This window comes from Granulimonas faecalis (assembly GCF_022834715.1).
Lineage (GTDB): Bacteria > Actinomycetota > Coriobacteriia > Coriobacteriales > Atopobiaceae > Granulimonas > Granulimonas faecalis.
Genome location: NZ_BQKC01000001.1, coordinates 1,222,592 through 1,237,062 on the forward strand (window position 1 = coordinate 1,222,592; position 14,471 = coordinate 1,237,062).

Consider the following 14,471-nt stretch of genomic DNA (forward strand, 5'->3'; position numbering starts at 1 on the left):
TCGTCCCCATGGTTGAATCCAGACTAATGATTGTTCGTATCAGTTGCATTCAGCCTGAAACAACGGGGCAGCCCGGCATCGGGGGTCTCACGCGATGAGGGCGGCAACGGCCGCACGGAAGCGGTCCGGGTCGACGCCGTAGAGCCGCGTGAGGGCGAGCTTCTCGGCGCGGTCCAGACGCTTGATCAGGGCCTCGGCCCGCATGGCCTCGTGGCGCGTGGGGAAGGCCGCCTCGGCGGCGAGGGAGACGGGCCGGCGGCTCCTCGTGTATCGAGCGCCCGTGCCCGCGTTGTGGGACGCCACGCGACGGGCCACGTCCACGGTGTATCCTGTGTAGAGGGAGCCGTCGGAGCAACGGACCATATAGACGCTGTAAAGACCCTCCATGAGCTCCCTCCCCGGCCGCCTGACCCTACGAGGAGGACCCATGCGCACCCTGGGAAACATTATATGGATCGTCACCGGCGGGTGGGTCACCGCCCTGGCCTGGCTGCTCATAGGTCTCGTGTGGTGCCTCACGTTCGTGGGCATCCCCGTGGGGAGGCAGGCCTTCAAGATGGCCGCGCTCGCCCTCGCGCCCTTCGGCAAGGAGATCGTCTACGGGGGCGGCCTGCCGTCGTGCCTGGCCAACGGCCTCTGGCTCGTCTTCGGTGGTGCCGAGATGGCCCTCGGCTACCTGTTCCTAGGGGCCATCTGGTGCGTCACCGTGGTGGGGGCGCCCTTCGGCGTGCAGCTCTTCAAGATGGCCAAGCTGTCGCTCCTGCCCTTCGGGGCGGAGGTGCGCTAGAACGAAGGCGGGGCCGAGGCGCACGGCCAGTCGGGCGAGAGGCGCCCCCCACGGCCCTTCTTGGGCACGGGAACCCGCGAATGCGCGGTTCTCCCGACACGAGGGGCTCTCGATATGCGGCTTGGCGCGAAAGGCCCCCGTTGCGCGGCCCGTCTGGCCTGAGACGGCTCCAAAGCGCGGTTTCGGGGCGAGACGGGGCCCGAATCGCGCATCGGGGGGGGCGTTCATACCGCTGCCATCGCGCATTCGCGGCCGTTCGCACCAAACCGCGCATCCAAGGCCGTTCGTGCCGCAACCGCCCCGCATCGACGCCCCCTTCGCGCCACGGCTAACACTCGCCGCGTCCCGATTATCCCGCACCGCAGGGGCTCACCGGGGTGGAGCCCTGCCGTACCGGTACGCCTTCCGCGCACCCTCCTCACAAAAAAACAGGCCTCCGGGTTGCCCCGATGGCCTGTGACTGTGTGGTGGGCGTTACAAGATTTGAACTTGTGACCTCTTCCGTGTCAGGGAAGCGCTCTCCCCCTGAGCTAAACGCCCGTTGGTTGCCGCGCCACGTGCCCGCGCAACAGAATTGAGTATAAGAGCCCCGTCCTCGCCATGCAAGACCCATTTTTCGCCTTTTTCCCGTCGCCCCTAGCGGGCCGGGTCGACCAGGTAGAGCTCCCGGAGCCGGGCCACGCGGCCGGCGTCCATGCCCAGGGCCTCGTCGAGGTAGGCGTCCACGGAGCCCCAGCTGCCCCGCACGGCGTCGAAGGCGCGGCGCAGGCTCTCCTCCTCCACGGTGTAGAGGACATGGGCCATGGCGGCCAGCTTGGCCGGGAAGAGGCGGCGGTCGGCCAGGGCGAGTACGGCGCGGGCCCAGCCCGGCTGGGTGAAGCGGTTGGAGGCGAGGTAGTCCTCCACCACGAGCTCCTCGGGGACGCCGAGCGCGTGCTCGAGGAGCGCCGCGGCGATGCCGGTGCGGTCCTTGCCGGCGCTGCAGTGCCAGAGCACGGCGGACGGTGCCGGCCGCTCTCCCACGGCCATGACCACGTCGAAGAACCGGCGGTAGCCCGCGATGCCCTCGTCGCCCGTGACGATCTGGGCGTACATCTCGCTCATGCGCCCCTCGGTGCCCATCTCGTACTCACGGAAGAGCGCAAGGAGCTCGCGCGGGCCCATGGAGCGCGTGATTCCGGCGGCCGACGCCGCGATGACCGGCAGGAACTCGAAGCTCGCCGCAGGGAAGAGCCCGGCGGGGTCGGGTTTGGCGGAGCGCTCCCGCTCCGTGCGGAGGTCCACCACGGCCGCAAGCCCGAGGTCGGCCAGGAGGCGCGCGTCCGCCACGCTGGCCCCGGCGAGCTCGCCCGAACGCAGCAGGCGCCCCGGGACCACCACACGGCCGTCGGCCGTGGCGAGGCCGCCGAGGTCGCGGGCGTTGCGCACGCCGGTAAGCCCCATGTGGCCCCAGTCCGAGGCCGCGAAGCGCCGCTCGAGCGCCACCTCCGCAAGGTCGGGTGCCGCCGTCTGCCTCCCGTGGCCCATGGGCCCTCCTCCCCTCGCGCCTCAGCCGTTGGGGGCGAGTTGCTTGCCCACCACGAGGTTCTGGAAGCGCCCCTCTATGAACTCGTCGTTGAAGTGGCCATCCACGTAGACGTCGACGGCGTTCTGGGGTGGTATGCCCAAACTCCGCTGGCCCATGCGGTAGAAGCAGTAGGCCGTGGCGAGCAGGTCGACGGAGATCGCCACAACGAGGACAGCCACCACCACCCCCTGGAGCCGGTGCGACGGCTCGCCGACGACCCACACGATCTCGGGCAGGACGAGGCGGGCGTACACCACGCCGAGGAGGCCCCACACGAAGATGGACGACCAGCAGATCCACTGGGTGATGGCGTCGGGGAGGCCGAGGTAGGTCCAGCTCTGGGCGTGCCAGAAGTACTCCATGGCCATGCCGGTGCTCTGCTCGATGGCAGCGCCGGCCCCCATGGAGACGAGGAAGACCTCGGCGAGGGAGGCCTTGCGGAAGTTCCAGAGCACGACGGTGAACAGCAGGCCGCCGAACCCGTAGAGGGGTGAGAAGGGCCCCCACACCACACCGGCACGGTTCTCCATGCGGCCCTGGGAGTGCCACATCCACACCTCCTCGGCGAAGAGGCCCAGCATGCTCGCCACGATGAAGACGACGACGTAGACCGTGATGCCCAAGGTGGCGCGGTCGAGGTACTGGTCGCGGGCAAGGCGCTCGGCGCGACGCACGGCGCGACGCTGCTCGGAGGAGACGGCCGAGGCCGGCCGGGTGGCCATGGAGCCGTAGGCGGGGTCCGCGGGCGGGGTGCGACGCCAGAGGGGCCGGGGCAGGCGCCGGCGGCCGCCGAGGGTGCCGGCGTCCACGGCCGAGTCGGGCTCGAAGCGCTCCTCGCCGAGCGACCGGGCCCTGCCCCGGGAACGGAGCTGGGCGTCCATCACCGAGCGCGAGCACCAGGCGGCGAGCATGCAGACGAAGATGACGAGCAGTATGACGAGGAGGGTGTTGATCACAGGGCGGTTCCACTCTCAAGCCGGGCGAACGTACTTCCGCAATGGTACCCGCAAAGGGAATGGGTTTTTCCCCTTGCATCGCCGTCCGGGGTTGGTCTATAGTAGCCCCTGCAAGCGGACATGGCTCAGTTGGTAGAGCATCACCTTGCCAAGGTGAGGGTCGCGGGTTCGAATCCCGTTGTCCGCTCCAGTGTTTATCAGGGCCGGTTTCGATCGGCCTTTTTATTCTCTGGCGACGTGGCCAAGTGGTAAGGCAGAGGCCTGCAAAGCCTTTACCCCCAGTTCGAATCTGGGCGTCGCCTCCAGACAGACCGGCCGGCCCCGCGGGGCCGGCCTTTTTCTTGCCGCACACCCTCCACGACTGATGTGGCAGATATGCCCGGAGCCTGATTTGCCGACTTTCTGCCTTGCGCCGCCCGCCGAGGCTGCTATAGTAGTCGAGTCTTCACGCGGACATGGCTCAGTTGGTAGAGCATCACCTTGCCAAGGTGAGGGTCGCGGGTTCGAATCCCGTTGTCCGCTCCAGAATCTCCAGGCCGCCTCCGGGCGGCTTTTTCTTTGTCAGCGCTTCCCCTCCCACGGCGCCGCGCCATGGAAAAGGCCCCCGCAGGGCCCTTCAGGCGCTCATGATCATGCGCAGCCCCTCCTCCAGGGGATTGAGCGGGCGGCCGAAGAGCTTCACCAGCCGCACCACGGTCCCGTGACCGAAGGGCTTGGCGTGGATCTCCACGCTGTCGCAGAGCAGGCGCATGATCTTGATGCCGCGACCGTGCTCGAGGGTTACGACCGGCTCCTCGTCATCGCCGATCTCGAAGCCAGGCCCGTTGTCCACGGCCTCCATGACGAGGCGGTCGGGGTAGACGGCCACCGTGAGGAAACCCGTGCCCTGCGGGGTGTGCAGCACGCAGTTGCCCATGGCCTCGCCGGCGGCGAGCGTCATGTCGAAGACCTCCGACTCCTCGAGAGGCAGGCCCTCGAGGAGCTCCCGCAGGCAGTCGCGGGCCATCTCGAGGTTCTCGGGCATGATGCGGAGCGTGAGCCTCCGGAGCGGCGAGGCGCCCGGCGGAAGGGGCGGTACGGGCCCCAGGGGGCGGCGTCTGGCGGAACAGGGCACGAAGGGGAGCAGGCACCCCACGCCGAGGGCGTGCATAACGCGCTCGGAGACGTTCACGAGCGTGAGCGACCCCCCGCGGGAACGGGCGGCGCGGACGACCGTGAGGATGGACGCCAGGCCTGTGGAGTCGACGTAGTCGGCCTTCTCCATGTCGAGGACGATGCGCTTGCAGCCGCCGTCCACGAGCTCGAGCAGATGGCCCTTGAGGGCGGGGGCGGTGACGACGTCGAGGTTGCCCTGGACGGGGACGAGCATGCAGTCGGAGATGATGAGCATGTGACCTCCTGTCTGGGCTCTGTCCCCTGGCGTTTTGTCGCCCATGACTATTCCCCGTTGGGGGAGGCGGCACGCACTGTCAACCCGTCTCCCTTATTCATATTTCCTCACGGTATCTGATACCCACCTGCGAGCGACCTCAACAGGTCGACTCCGCCGAACAGTTAGCGCGTGCCACAGGATGAGGAAATAGGAGAAGCACACCCTGGGTCGCAATAACGCATTGATTGGCGGCTTCACCGCCGTGCACCCGCAGGCCGACCGCCCGGAGAAGCTCAGCGGGGGCATCGGGGCACCGGCTGCCCGGCGACGTCACCCGACGGAGTATCCCCAGCGCCGGTACTGTGTCCACCCACCGCGGCGGCACCGAGGGCGGCGTCGTCGGCCTCGCCGAGGCGCCGCTCCAGCGCTGTGTCAGGCTCGATATGAACGATTACTTCACCGACCTCACCGAAGCGGTCGCGGAGCCGCGCCTCCACAGCCTCCCCCACCCCGTGGCCGTCCAGCACAGTCATAAGGGGGTCAACCAGAACATGGAGGTCGACGAAGACCTCCCCCTCGGTTCCCCGTGTGCGGATGTTGTGAACCGAGCGGACGCCGGGCACCTCGGAGGCGCACGAGCGCACCTCCCCCTCGTCGAGACGGGCGGCGTCGGAGAGGGTCGTGCTCGCGGAACGAAAGACCTCCACGGCCGAGACGGCGATGGCGGCGCCCACGACGAGGGACACGACCGCGTCAGCCACGGGGAAGCCCATCTGGACCACGACGAGGCCGACGATGACCGAGACCGAGACGAGGGCGTCGGAACGGGTGTGCAGCGCGTCGGCCACGAGCACCTCGCTCTTGAGGCGGCGGCCGCTCAGCCGCTCGCCGCGGCTCACGGCGAGGTTCACGGCGAGGGTGCCCACCATGACGACATAGCTGCCCACGTTCACCGTGACGGCGTCCCGGCGCCCCATGAGGGCGCCGACGCCGTCGGCGCAGAGGTTGAAGGCCGCCACGACGAGCATGACCCCGATGGCCACGGAGGCGTAGGTCTCGAACTTCGCATGACCGTAGGGGTGCCCGCGGTCGGGCGGCTGCGCCGCCAGCGACGCGCCCACGATGCCCACCACGTTGGAGAGGGCGTCGAAGGCGCTCGCGACGCCGTCGCTGCGCATGGAGAGCGAGCCGGTAGCCTGGCCGTAAAGGAACTTCGCGGCGGCCACGACGAGGTTGAGGGCCATGACCACCCAGAGCACCCTCACGATGTCGCGGAGGCGATTGCCGCGGGTGTCGGCGGCGGTCACGAGGGGGCCCCGGCGGTGCTGTCGGCGTCCAGGCCGTCGAAGCGCACGGCCATCATGGCGACGTCGTCGTCGAGGCGGTTCTCGGTGAACTCGTAGAGGGTCGCCATGATCTTGTCGGGGATGTCGTGGACGTCGAGGTCGATGTTGCGCACCACGGCGTCGCGGAGGCCCATCTCGCCAAAGAACGTGCCGTCGGCGCCCCGCGCCTCTGTGGCTCCGTCGGTGTAGAGCAGGAGCTCGTCGCCGGGCCGCAGGCGCACGTGGCCGTCGCGGTAGACCATCTCACGGAAGGCCCCCACGACCCCCGACTGTACATTGAGGAGCTCGGTCTGCTGCTCCGCGGGGTGCAGCAGCAGCGCGGGCGGGTGGCCGGCGCAGCAGTAGGTGAGCGTGCCCTCCGCGACGTCGATGACGCCCACGAACACGGTAGCGAACGTCTCGAGCCGGGAGAAGCCCAGAAAGAAGTCGTTGAGCGAGCGCACCATGTGGGAGGGTGCCAGACCCTCCCATGAGTAGGCGCCGAGGGCCGTGCGGACGGCCGCCGACACCGACGCCGACTGCACGCCCTTGCCCGCCACGTCGCCCAGGATGACGCAGGCACGGTTGCCGGGCAGGCGGATGAGGTCGTAGAAGTCGCCGCCCACATCGGCCGTCTCGGTGGCCGAGTTGTAGATGGCCTGCGCCGTGAGCCCCTCCACGTGTTGGAGGTGGTTGCCCAGGCCCGACTGCAGCGTGTGGCTGATGAGGGCGTCCTGGGCCCGCTGGGTCTGGCGGCGCTCGAGGCGGTGGACGTCCTGCACGAAGCGCTTGAAGTAGGTGTACGAGAGCGACGGGAGGGCCGTGCCGCCGTCTTTGGTCACGAGGAAGCCCCGGGACTCGCCCACGAGACGATCCATGATCACGAGGACGCCGTCGTTGGCGATGCCCTTCTCGGACACCCAGCCCCGGAGTGTGGCGAGCTTGGAGAACGGCCAGATGTGGACGTCCTCGTAATGCCACTCGTCGTCTCGGAGCATGTCCACGTCGAAGGGGAAGTCGACGAGCTCGCCGGCGGGCGTCTTGATGAACAGGGTGTCCTGGTGGAGGTTCTTGAAGATGGGCATGAAGGAGCAGCCCACAGCGGCCGCCATGGCCTCGAAGGCGTCGTAGTAGTCGAGGAGCGTGGCCTTCTCCCCCAACCCCTCCAGGTGCAGGAGGCGCTCGCTGGCGGCGTTGGACACGCGCTCGTTGGAGTGCGCCCTCGCCGAGAGCGTGGCGGTCATGAGCTCGTTGGCGTGGTGAAGCGCGAGGATGTCGAGGACCTTGGCGTCGTGGCCGTGGAGGGCATGCGGGGCGTTCCACCCCACGAGGGCCACAGCGACGACCGTGGCGTCGTAGACGATGGGCACCGAGAAGAACGAGACGAGCGGCAGCGACTCGAGCTCCGGGGCCCCATGCACCTCCTTGGTGGCCTTCTCGGAGAGGACGACCTCGCCGTCGAGCCCGCGGTGGCGGTCGAAGGCCAGGGTGTGCCGGACCTCCCCCGCGAGCGACGCGAGGCGGTCCTGGGACGTGATGTAGGAGGGCATCTCCCTGCCGTCCACGTCGCCCGTGAAGCTCTTGAGGGCGTAGCCGCCCGATCCGGCCAGGTAGAGCGCGCCGGCGTCCGCGTCAACGGCGTCGCGGAGCTCGGAGACCAGCATGTCCCGGACGCCGCTGGCGTCGCCCGACACCACGGCGCCGCCGAGCTCGCTCATGAGCGCCACCACGTCGGCGGGCCCCTCACGGCCGATGGAGGCCACGCGCACGTCGGCGTCGGCCACGGCGGCGACCTCGTCCGAGGAGAGCGCCGCACCGTCCACCGAGACGTCAGACGTCGGCCGCGGGCCGTCGGGCTCCGGGGCGCTGGCCACCGACGTGGGCCGTGCCACGAGGAGGAACGACCCGTCGTCCCCCATCGCGCGGGCACGCACCACCACGCGTACCTTGGTGCCCTCCGTGGGGCGTCGGCAGAGGAGCGTCGCCTTGGAGCCGTCCAGGGGGAACGGGAGGCGGTCATGGGGGTTGGGGATGCCCGACAGCGGCAGGAACAGGGCGTTGACGTCGATGCCGAGAAGCTGCTGGCGCGTGAGCCCCGAGAGCGACGCGAGGTTCTCGTTGGCGATGATGACGCGCCCGGAGGCGTCGTAGCCCGCCACGGCGTCGTCGACCATGGCGAGGATGTCGAAGACGGCGTTGAGCCCGCAGAAGGCCTTGATGCGGCCCCCCGTGTCGGTGGCCGTGATGTTGCTGCCTAGGATCATGGCTCCCCCGCCCTTCCGACGCACCAGGGTGCCTCCGGGCACCTTCCTGCCGACCCGGCGGGAAGGTGCGGTCCCTCAACCAACGCGGTCGGTATCGAGGATACTCGCACCGCCGCACGATCGTTCCCAATTTCTGAAAAAGATTGGCGCGACAAGAAAAAAGCCCGTGTCCCTTGGGACACGGGCCTCGTTCTCGATGGTGTCGGAGGCGGGACTTGAACCCGCACGACCTTTTAGTCAGTCACTAGCACCTCAAGCTAGCGCGTCTGCCAATTCCGCCACTCCGACATCGGTGGTGCGAAGAAGATACTAGCACAGGCCTCCGGCGGCGCAACCGAGAATCTCGACCAATCTCGTCAGGCCGCCACGGAGGGCTCCCCTCCCCTACAGGAGGCCCGTCCCACACGACGGCCCGGTGGGCGCCGTCACAGCAGGAGATGTAGCAGCGGCCGCACCCCATGCAGGCGTCCTGGTCCACCTCCGGGTACACGCGGCAGTCGCGGTCGAGGTCCTCGACGGAAAGGGTGTTCGGCACCGCGAGACCCACGAGGTCGGCGAGGGAGTCGACGCCCTGGGACCCCATGTAGCGGGCGAGGCCGTCCTTCATGTCCTCCGCGCCACGCGGTAGCCGTACTGCATGACGGACGTGGTCACCTGCAGCGTGGTGGCGCCCATGAGGATGAACTCGCAGGCGTCGCGCCAGGTCTCGTTGCCGCCGATCCCGGAGACGGGGAGGTCCGCGAGCTCGGGGGCGGAGCGCATCTGCTGGAGGAACCGCAGGGCGACGGGCTTCACGGCCTTGCCGGAGAAGCCGGAGACGGCGCTCTTGCCGTTGACGACGGGCCGAGATCCACGTTGGCCACGGACTTCACGGTGTCGACAGCCACGATGCCGTCCGCCCCGCCCTCGAGGGAGGCCTTGGCCACCGCGCGCATGTCGGTGATGTTGGCGTCGTCTTGGCGAGCACCGGCAGCGACGTCCCGCGCTTGACGGCGGCGGCGTAGCGGCGGCAGAGGTCCGGGTTCACCCCCACGTCGGAGCCCATGGCGTGGCTCGTCATCTGGGGGCTGGAGAGGTTCATCTCCACCATGTCGGCGCCGGCGGCCTCCGCGGTGCGGGCGAGCTCCTCCCACTCGCCCTCGTCCTGGCCCATGAGCGAGGCGATGAGGACGCCGTCGGGTACTCGGCCTTGAGGCACCGTATGGCCGCAAGGTCGCTCTCGAGCGGGTGTTCGGCGATCTGCCCCATGTTCTTGAAGCCCACGAACGGCGTGCACTCCTTGGTGAGCTCGTCGAAGCGTGGGGGCACCTCGTTGACCTTGAAGTCGTCGGTGTGCAGGGTCTTGTAGACCACGCCGCCCCAGCCGGTCTCGTAAGCCTTGGCGCACATCCCGTAGCAGTTGCCGACGGGGGACGAGGAGAGGCAGAACGGGTTCTGGAAGTGGACGCCGAGGAAGTCGACGGAGAGGTCGCGACTCGCCATAGTCACTCGCCCCCTTTCACCGACTCGCCTCCTCCACAGCGGTCGAAGGCGTGTAGGCGCGGCGCCACCCCGTCTCGTAGGGACAGTCCATGGGTCTCCTTCCGCTGGGTCGACGCGGCAATGCGGCCTTACGGCTTTGCAGGTCGATGCCCCGAAAGGCGATAAGACACCGTGCAGCCCCCGTGAGAGGGGCCGCACGGTCGGCAAATGATTTTGAGATGTATCTAAGGGAGTTTCCCGGCCCTAGAGGTGCAGCTCCTGGCAGCCCATGGAGTGCTGGGCGAACACCGGGTCATCCTCCCAGAGCACCGTGCGACCGGCCTCGAGGCTCCGGGACACGTCGATGATGCGCTGGTTCTGCGAGCCGCGGAACCTCAGGGTGATGTCCTTGAGCTCGTGGACGAACGGCCCGTCCACGAGCACGTCCACGGACCGCAGGAGCCGTTCGGTGACCTCGGTGTGGCGGGGCGAGGAGGGGTCGAGGAGCTCGTCGAGGACGTCGCCCGTGTACACCCACACGTCCTTGCCCGGGCACTCGGCGCGGACCCGCTCTAGGAAGGGAGCGAGCGCCCGCTGGTTGGACGGCTCCATGGGCTCGCCCCCGAGCACGGACAGGCCCGCTATATAAGAGGGGGCGAGGGAGTCGAGGACCTCCTGTTGCAGCGCCTCGTCGAAGGCGTCGCCATAGGAGAAGTCCCAGGCCACCTCGTTGAAGCAGCCGGGGCAGCGGTGGGTGCAGCCGGAGACGAACAGGCTCGTCCGCACACCGGTGCCGTTGGCGATGTCGCAGTACTTGACGTTGGCGCAGTTCATGGGACCTCGATGGAAGGGCGGGCCGCCCCGTGGGGCGGCCCGGTCGGCGGTGACGGGTATGGGGCCGGACCTAGAGGTGCAGGACGCGGTCGCGGATCTCCTCGGTGCGGCCCTGGTTCCAGAACTGCGTGCCGATGTAGCCGCAGGTGCGCCGGGCGACGTTGAGGGTGGTCTGGTCGCGGTTGCCGCAATGCGGGCATTCCCACACGAGCTTGCCGTCGTCCTCCACGATCCTGATCTCTCCGTCGAAGCCGCAGGCCTGGCAGTAGTCGCTCTTGGTGTTGAGCTCGGCGTACATGATGTTGTCGTAGATGAAGCGCAGCACGCTCATGACCGCCTCGAGGTTGTCCTGCATGTCGGGGACCTCGACGTAGGAGATGGCGCCGCCCGGGGAGAGGCGCTGGAACTCGCTCTCGAAGCGCAGCTTGGTGAAGGCGTCGATCTGCTCGGCCACGTGCACGTGGTAACTGTTGGTGATGTAGCCGTGGTCGGTGACGCCGGGGACGACGCCGAAGCGGCGCTGGAGGCACTTGGCGAACTTGTAGGTGGTGGACTCCAGGGGCGTGCCGTAGAGGGAGAAGTCGATGTCCGTGGCGGCCTTCCACTCGGCGCACTTGTCGTTCATGTGCTGCATGACGGCCAAGGCGAACGGCGTGGCCTCGGCGTCGGTGTGGCTGTGGCCGGTCATGTAGCGCACGCACTCGTAGAGGCCGGCGTAGCCGAGGCTGATGGTGGAGTAGCCGCCGAAGAGCAGCGGGTCGATGACCTCGCCCTTGGGCAGGCGGGCCAGGGCGCCGTACTGCCAGAGGATAGGCGCGGCGTCCGAGAGCGTGCCCCTGAGGCGGTTGTGACGGCACATGAGGGCGCGGTGGCAGAGCTCCAGGCGCTCGTCGAAGATGCGCCAGAACTCGTCCATGTCGCCGCCGCTGGAGAGGGCGACGTCCGGGAGGTTGATGGTGACCACGCCCTGGTTGAAGCGGCCGTAGTACTTGGGCTTGCCCGGCTCGTAGTCGCCGGCATTGGCCACGTTGCCGTAGCCGTTGCCGGAGCGGTCGGGCGTGAGGAAGGACCGGCAGCCCATGCAGGTGTAGACGTCGCCCTCACCCTCGACCTCACCGGCCGAGAGCTTGAGCTTGCGCATCATCTTCTCGGAGATGTAGTCGGGCACCATGCGCTTGGCGGTGCACTTGGCCGCAAGCTGGGTGAGGTAGTAGTACTTCTGGCCGGGCTCGAGGTTGTCCTCCTCCAGCACGTAGATGAGCTTGGGGAAGGCGGGGGTGACCCAGACGCCGGCCTCGTTCTTGACACCCTCGTAGCGCTGGCGGAGGGTCTCCTCGATGATGAGGGCGAGGTCGTGCTTCTCCTGGGCGTCGCGGGCCTCGTTGAGGTACATGAAGACCGTGACGAAGGGTGCCTGGCCGTTGGTGGTCATGAGGGTGACCACCTGATACTGGATGGTCTGGACACCGCGGCGGATCTCGTCGAGGAGGCGCTCCTCGACGATGCGGCCCACCTGCCCTTCCTCGGGCTCGATGCCGAGCTCCTCGAGCTCGCGCACGAAGTCGCGGCGGATGCGGCGGCGCGAGACGTCCACGAAGGGCGCCAGGTGCGTGAGGGAGATGGACTGGCCGCCGTACTGGCTGGAGGCCACCTGGGCGATGATCTGGGTGGCGATGTTGCAGGCCGTGGAGAAGGAGTGCGGCTTCTCGATGAGGGTGCCGCTGATCACGGTGCCGTTCTGCAGCATGTCCTCGAGGTTGACGAGGTCGCAGTTGTGCATGTGCTGCGCGTAGTAGTCGGCGTCGTGGAAGTGGATGATGCCCTCGTCGTGGGCCTCCACCACCTCGCGCGGCAGCAGAATGCGGTTGGCGAGGTCCTTGGACACCTCGCCGGCCATGTAGTCGCGCTGCACGGAGTTGACCGTGGGGTTCTTGTTGGAGTTCTCCTGCTTGACGTCCTCGTTGTTGCACTCGATGAGCGAGAGGATGCGCTCGTCGGTGGTGTTGGAGGTGCGTTTGAGGCTCTGGACGTAACGGTAGGTGATGTAGTTGCGGGCCACCGAGAAGGCGCCCTTGGCCATGATCTGGTCCTCCACCATGTCCTGGACCTCTTCCACCGTCACGGTGTGGCCGCAGGCCTCGCACTCGGCCTCGACGGCGGTGGCGGCGTCGTCGATCTGCGCCTCGGTGAGCCGCACGGGTTCGGGGACGGTCACGTTGGCCCCCCGGATGGCGTTGACGATCTTTGCGACGTCGAAGGTCGCCTCGGACCCGTTGCGCTTGATGATCTTCATTGGGACTCTCCTTGGGCCGTGCGGTTTGACGGTGAACCACATCATCTTGTGGTTGAAATCGAGGTGTCGCCGCGGCCTGCCGACCGCGGCGACACCTATGATACGGAGGCTCCGTCACGAGGAACAGACTTGACATCGGTCGTGTGTAGTGGTGTGCAAAAGTCCCCTGAACAACAATCCCTAGAAGTAGGACTACCATAAAACACAATATGTGGTGTATGACAACCATGGGACCATTGGAAGGACAATCAGGGGCTTCCTGGGGCACACGTTTGGCCGAGAGCGAAACACCCAGCTCCAGGGCCCTCCCCACGCCCCGCGGGCCAAAGCCGGGAACCCCGGGTAAGACACAAGATGTTGTGTCTCGCGGTGGGCGGCGGTCCCGCCGTGGCCGGACGGGCGCCCCCGCCAGGGCCGGCACCGGGTAGTATAAGGGGGTTGCAGACGCGCCCCGCCACCGGGGCACAACCAAAGGAGGAACCATGGCAAACGAGGAGAGCTTCGCCGAGGCGCAGAGGCGGTCCGACGCCATGTGGAAATCCCTTGGAGAGGACGGTGGCGCCCACACCCTCCTCTCGGGCGACCGCCCCACGGGCCGCCTGCACCTGGGCCACTACTTCGGCACCGTGCGCGAGCGCGTTCGGCTCCAGGAGATGGGCGTCAACACCAACATCCTCATCGCCGACTACCAGGTGATCACGGACCGCGACACCACGGCCCATATCACCGAGTACGCCTACGACATGATCCTCGACTACCTCGCCGTGGGCATCGACCCCGAGCGGGCCACGATCTTCTGCCACTCGGCCGTGCCGGCGCTCAACCAGCTCATGCTGCCGTTCCTCTCCCTCGTGAGCGAGAGCGAGCTCCTGCGCAACCCCACGGTCAAGGCCGAGCAGGAGGCCTCGGGCCACGCCCTCACCGGCCTGCTCCTCACCTACCCCGTGCACCAGGCCTGCGACATCCTGTTCTGCAAGGCCGACTGCGTCCCCGTGGGCAAGGACCAGCTCCCCCACATCGAGCTCACCCGCAACATCGCCCGGCGCTTCAACGAGCGCTACGGCAAGGTGTTCCCCATGCCCGTGGGCCTGCTGTCCGACACCCCGCTCCTCCCGGGCCTCGACGGCCGCAAGATGTCCAAGAGCTACGGCAACTCCATCGCCATCTCCATGACCGCCGAGGAGACCGCCAAGCTCATCCGCAAGTCCAAGACCGACTCGGAGCGCACCATCACCTTCGACCCGGAGAACCGCCCCGGCGTCTCGGCCCTCATCACCACTGCCTCCGTCATGACCGGCCGCGACCCGGAGGAGATCGCCGACTCCATCGGCGACGCCGGCGCCGGCGCCCTCAAGCGCTACGTCACCGAGGTCGTGGACGACTACATGGCCCCCATCCGCGAACGCCGCGCCGCCTTCGCCGCCCAGCCCGCCCTCGTGCGCGAGATCCTCCACGAGGGCAACCGCCGCGCCAACGAGGTCGCCGACGAGACCCTCGCCCAGGTGCGCGAGGCGATGGGCATGGTCTACTAGGGGCACACCCGCCCCCCTGCGCGACCCCGTCGACACCCCGCGCCCCATGGAAAGGGCCCCGCCGCACTTAGTGCGGCGGG

General features: G+C 68.1%; 12 protein-coding genes, 5 tRNA genes and 1 pseudogene. 5 read left to right on the forward strand and 13 right to left on the reverse strand.

The genetic code is table 11. The annotated features are described in order from the left end of the window. Nucleotides 1-87: 87 nt before the first annotated feature. Nucleotides 88-387, reverse strand: coding sequence for a GIY-YIG nuclease family protein (locus OR600_RS05550; protein ID WP_135977278.1), 300 nt, complete (start codon nucleotides 385-387; stop codon nucleotides 88-90). Between the two features lie 40 nt (nucleotides 388-427). Between OR600_RS05550 and OR600_RS05555 the strand changes: the two genes are divergently transcribed. After that, nucleotides 428-787 carry a YccF domain-containing protein gene (locus tag OR600_RS05555; RefSeq protein WP_265590799.1) on the forward strand — a complete coding sequence of 120 codons (360 nt, stop codon included), beginning with the start codon at nucleotides 428-430 and terminating at the stop codon, nucleotides 785-787. Between the two features lie 465 nt (nucleotides 788-1,252). Here the strand turns inward: OR600_RS05555 and OR600_RS05560 are convergent. The 3 genes from OR600_RS05560 to OR600_RS05570 all read right to left on the reverse strand — a co-directional run bounded on the left by OR600_RS05560 (nucleotide 1,253) and on the right by OR600_RS05570 (nucleotide 3,310). After that, nucleotides 1,253-1,327 (reverse strand) — tRNA-Val (locus OR600_RS05560). A gap of 96 nt (nucleotides 1,328-1,423) precedes the next feature. Continuing rightward, nucleotides 1,424-2,314, reverse strand: a complete 891-nt coding sequence (locus OR600_RS05565) for a tyrosine-protein phosphatase (protein WP_265590800.1) — start codon at nucleotides 2,312-2,314, stop codon at nucleotides 1,424-1,426. A 21-nt stretch (nucleotides 2,315-2,335) separates the two neighbouring features. After that, nucleotides 2,336-3,310, reverse strand: coding sequence for a putative ABC transporter permease (locus tag OR600_RS05570; RefSeq protein ID WP_135977275.1), 975 nt, complete (start codon nucleotides 3,308-3,310; stop codon nucleotides 2,336-2,338). Between the two features lie 114 nt (nucleotides 3,311-3,424). Between OR600_RS05570 and OR600_RS05575 the strand changes: the two genes are divergently transcribed. The 3 genes from OR600_RS05575 (at nucleotide 3,425) to OR600_RS05585 (ending at nucleotide 3,835) form a co-directional block, all read left to right on the forward strand. Beyond that, nucleotides 3,425-3,500: transfer RNA gene (locus OR600_RS05575), tRNA-Gly, on the forward strand. Nucleotides 3,501-3,541: 41 nt separating this feature from the next. Then, nucleotides 3,542-3,615, forward strand: a tRNA-Cys gene (locus tag OR600_RS05580). Between the two features lie 144 nt (nucleotides 3,616-3,759). Next, nucleotides 3,760-3,835, forward strand: a tRNA-Gly gene (locus tag OR600_RS05585). A 91-nt stretch (nucleotides 3,836-3,926) separates the two neighbouring features. Here the strand turns inward: OR600_RS05585 and OR600_RS05590 are convergent. From OR600_RS05590 to nrdD, 9 genes and pseudogenes are all read right to left on the reverse strand, one after another. After that, a complete protein-coding gene (locus OR600_RS05590; RefSeq protein WP_135977274.1) occupies nucleotides 3,927-4,700 on the reverse strand; it encodes an anti-sigma factor antagonist in 774 nt (257 codons plus the stop codon). A gap of 275 nt (nucleotides 4,701-4,975) precedes the next feature. After that, nucleotides 4,976-5,989, reverse strand: a complete 1,014-nt coding sequence (locus tag OR600_RS05595) for a cation diffusion facilitator family transporter (protein WP_251173230.1) — start codon at nucleotides 5,987-5,989, stop codon at nucleotides 4,976-4,978. Continuing rightward, complete coding sequence (locus OR600_RS05600) at nucleotides 5,986-8,271, reverse strand: SpoIIE family protein phosphatase (RefSeq protein WP_251173229.1); 2,286 nt, start codon at nucleotides 8,269-8,271, stop codon at nucleotides 5,986-5,988. The genes OR600_RS05595 and OR600_RS05600 overlap by 4 nt, the downstream gene beginning before the upstream one ends. A 197-nt stretch (nucleotides 8,272-8,468) precedes the next feature. Continuing rightward, a tRNA-Leu gene (locus OR600_RS05605) sits at nucleotides 8,469-8,559 on the reverse strand. Nucleotides 8,560-8,874: 315 nt separating this feature from the next. Further along, a pseudogene (locus OR600_RS05610) lies at nucleotides 8,875-9,081 on the reverse strand (hypothetical protein); the annotation flags it as partial. A 58-nt stretch (nucleotides 9,082-9,139) separates the two neighbouring features. Beyond that, on the reverse strand, nucleotides 9,140-9,352 hold the full coding sequence (locus tag OR600_RS05615) for a hypothetical protein (protein WP_265590801.1): 213 nt from the start codon (nucleotides 9,350-9,352) through the stop codon (nucleotides 9,140-9,142). Continuing rightward, on the reverse strand, nucleotides 9,349-9,753 hold the full coding sequence (locus tag OR600_RS05620) for a beta/alpha barrel domain-containing protein (RefSeq protein ID WP_251163960.1): 405 nt from the start codon (nucleotides 9,751-9,753) through the stop codon (nucleotides 9,349-9,351). Before OR600_RS05620 ends, OR600_RS05615 begins: the two co-directional genes overlap by 4 nt. A 243-nt stretch (nucleotides 9,754-9,996) precedes the next feature. Next, entirely contained in the window at nucleotides 9,997-10,566 is a 570-nt protein-coding gene (gene nrdG, locus OR600_RS05625; RefSeq protein WP_135977272.1) for an anaerobic ribonucleoside-triphosphate reductase activating protein, read from the reverse strand. A 70-nt stretch (nucleotides 10,567-10,636) separates the two neighbouring features. Beyond that, nucleotides 10,637-12,859 carry an anaerobic ribonucleoside-triphosphate reductase gene (gene nrdD, locus OR600_RS05630; protein ID WP_265590802.1) on the reverse strand — a complete coding sequence of 741 codons (2,223 nt, stop codon included), beginning with the start codon at nucleotides 12,857-12,859 and terminating at the stop codon, nucleotides 10,637-10,639. A gap of 482 nt (nucleotides 12,860-13,341) precedes the next feature. On the opposite strand from nrdD, the gene trpS reads away from it, so the two are divergent. Further along, nucleotides 13,342-14,391 carry a tryptophan--tRNA ligase gene (trpS, locus tag OR600_RS05635; protein WP_265590803.1) on the forward strand — a complete coding sequence of 350 codons (1,050 nt, stop codon included), beginning with the start codon at nucleotides 13,342-13,344 and terminating at the stop codon, nucleotides 14,389-14,391. The last annotated feature ends 80 nt before the right edge of the window (nucleotides 14,392-14,471 follow it).

Coding starts and splice junctions, on each gene's coding strand:
- OR600_RS05550 (WP_135977278.1), bottom strand. CDS start 387: ATGGAGGGTCTTTACAGCGTCTATATGGTCCGTTGCTCCGACGGCTCC.
- OR600_RS05555 (WP_265590799.1), top strand. CDS start 428: ATGCGCACCCTGGGAAACATTATATGGATCGTCACCGGCGGGTGGGTC.
- OR600_RS05565 (WP_265590800.1), bottom strand. CDS start 2,314: ATGGGCCACGGGAGGCAGACGGCGGCACCCGACCTTGCGGAGGTGGCG.
- OR600_RS05590 (WP_135977274.1), bottom strand. CDS start 4,700: ATGCTCATCATCTCCGACTGCATGCTCGTCCCCGTCCAGGGCAACCTC.
- OR600_RS05600 (WP_251173229.1), bottom strand. CDS start 8,271: ATGATCCTAGGCAGCAACATCACGGCCACCGACACGGGGGGCCGCATC.
- OR600_RS05615 (WP_265590801.1), bottom strand. CDS start 9,352: ATGAACCTCTCCAGCCCCCAGATGACGAGCCACGCCATGGGCTCCGAC.
- OR600_RS05620 (WP_251163960.1), bottom strand. CDS start 9,753: ATGGCGAGTCGCGACCTCTCCGTCGACTTCCTCGGCGTCCACTTCCAG.
- nrdG (WP_135977272.1), bottom strand. CDS start 10,566: ATGAACTGCGCCAACGTCAAGTACTGCGACATCGCCAACGGCACCGGT.
- nrdD (WP_265590802.1), bottom strand. CDS start 12,859: ATGAAGATCATCAAGCGCAACGGGTCCGAGGCGACCTTCGACGTCGCA.
- trpS (WP_265590803.1), top strand. CDS start 13,342: ATGGCAAACGAGGAGAGCTTCGCCGAGGCGCAGAGGCGGTCCGACGCC.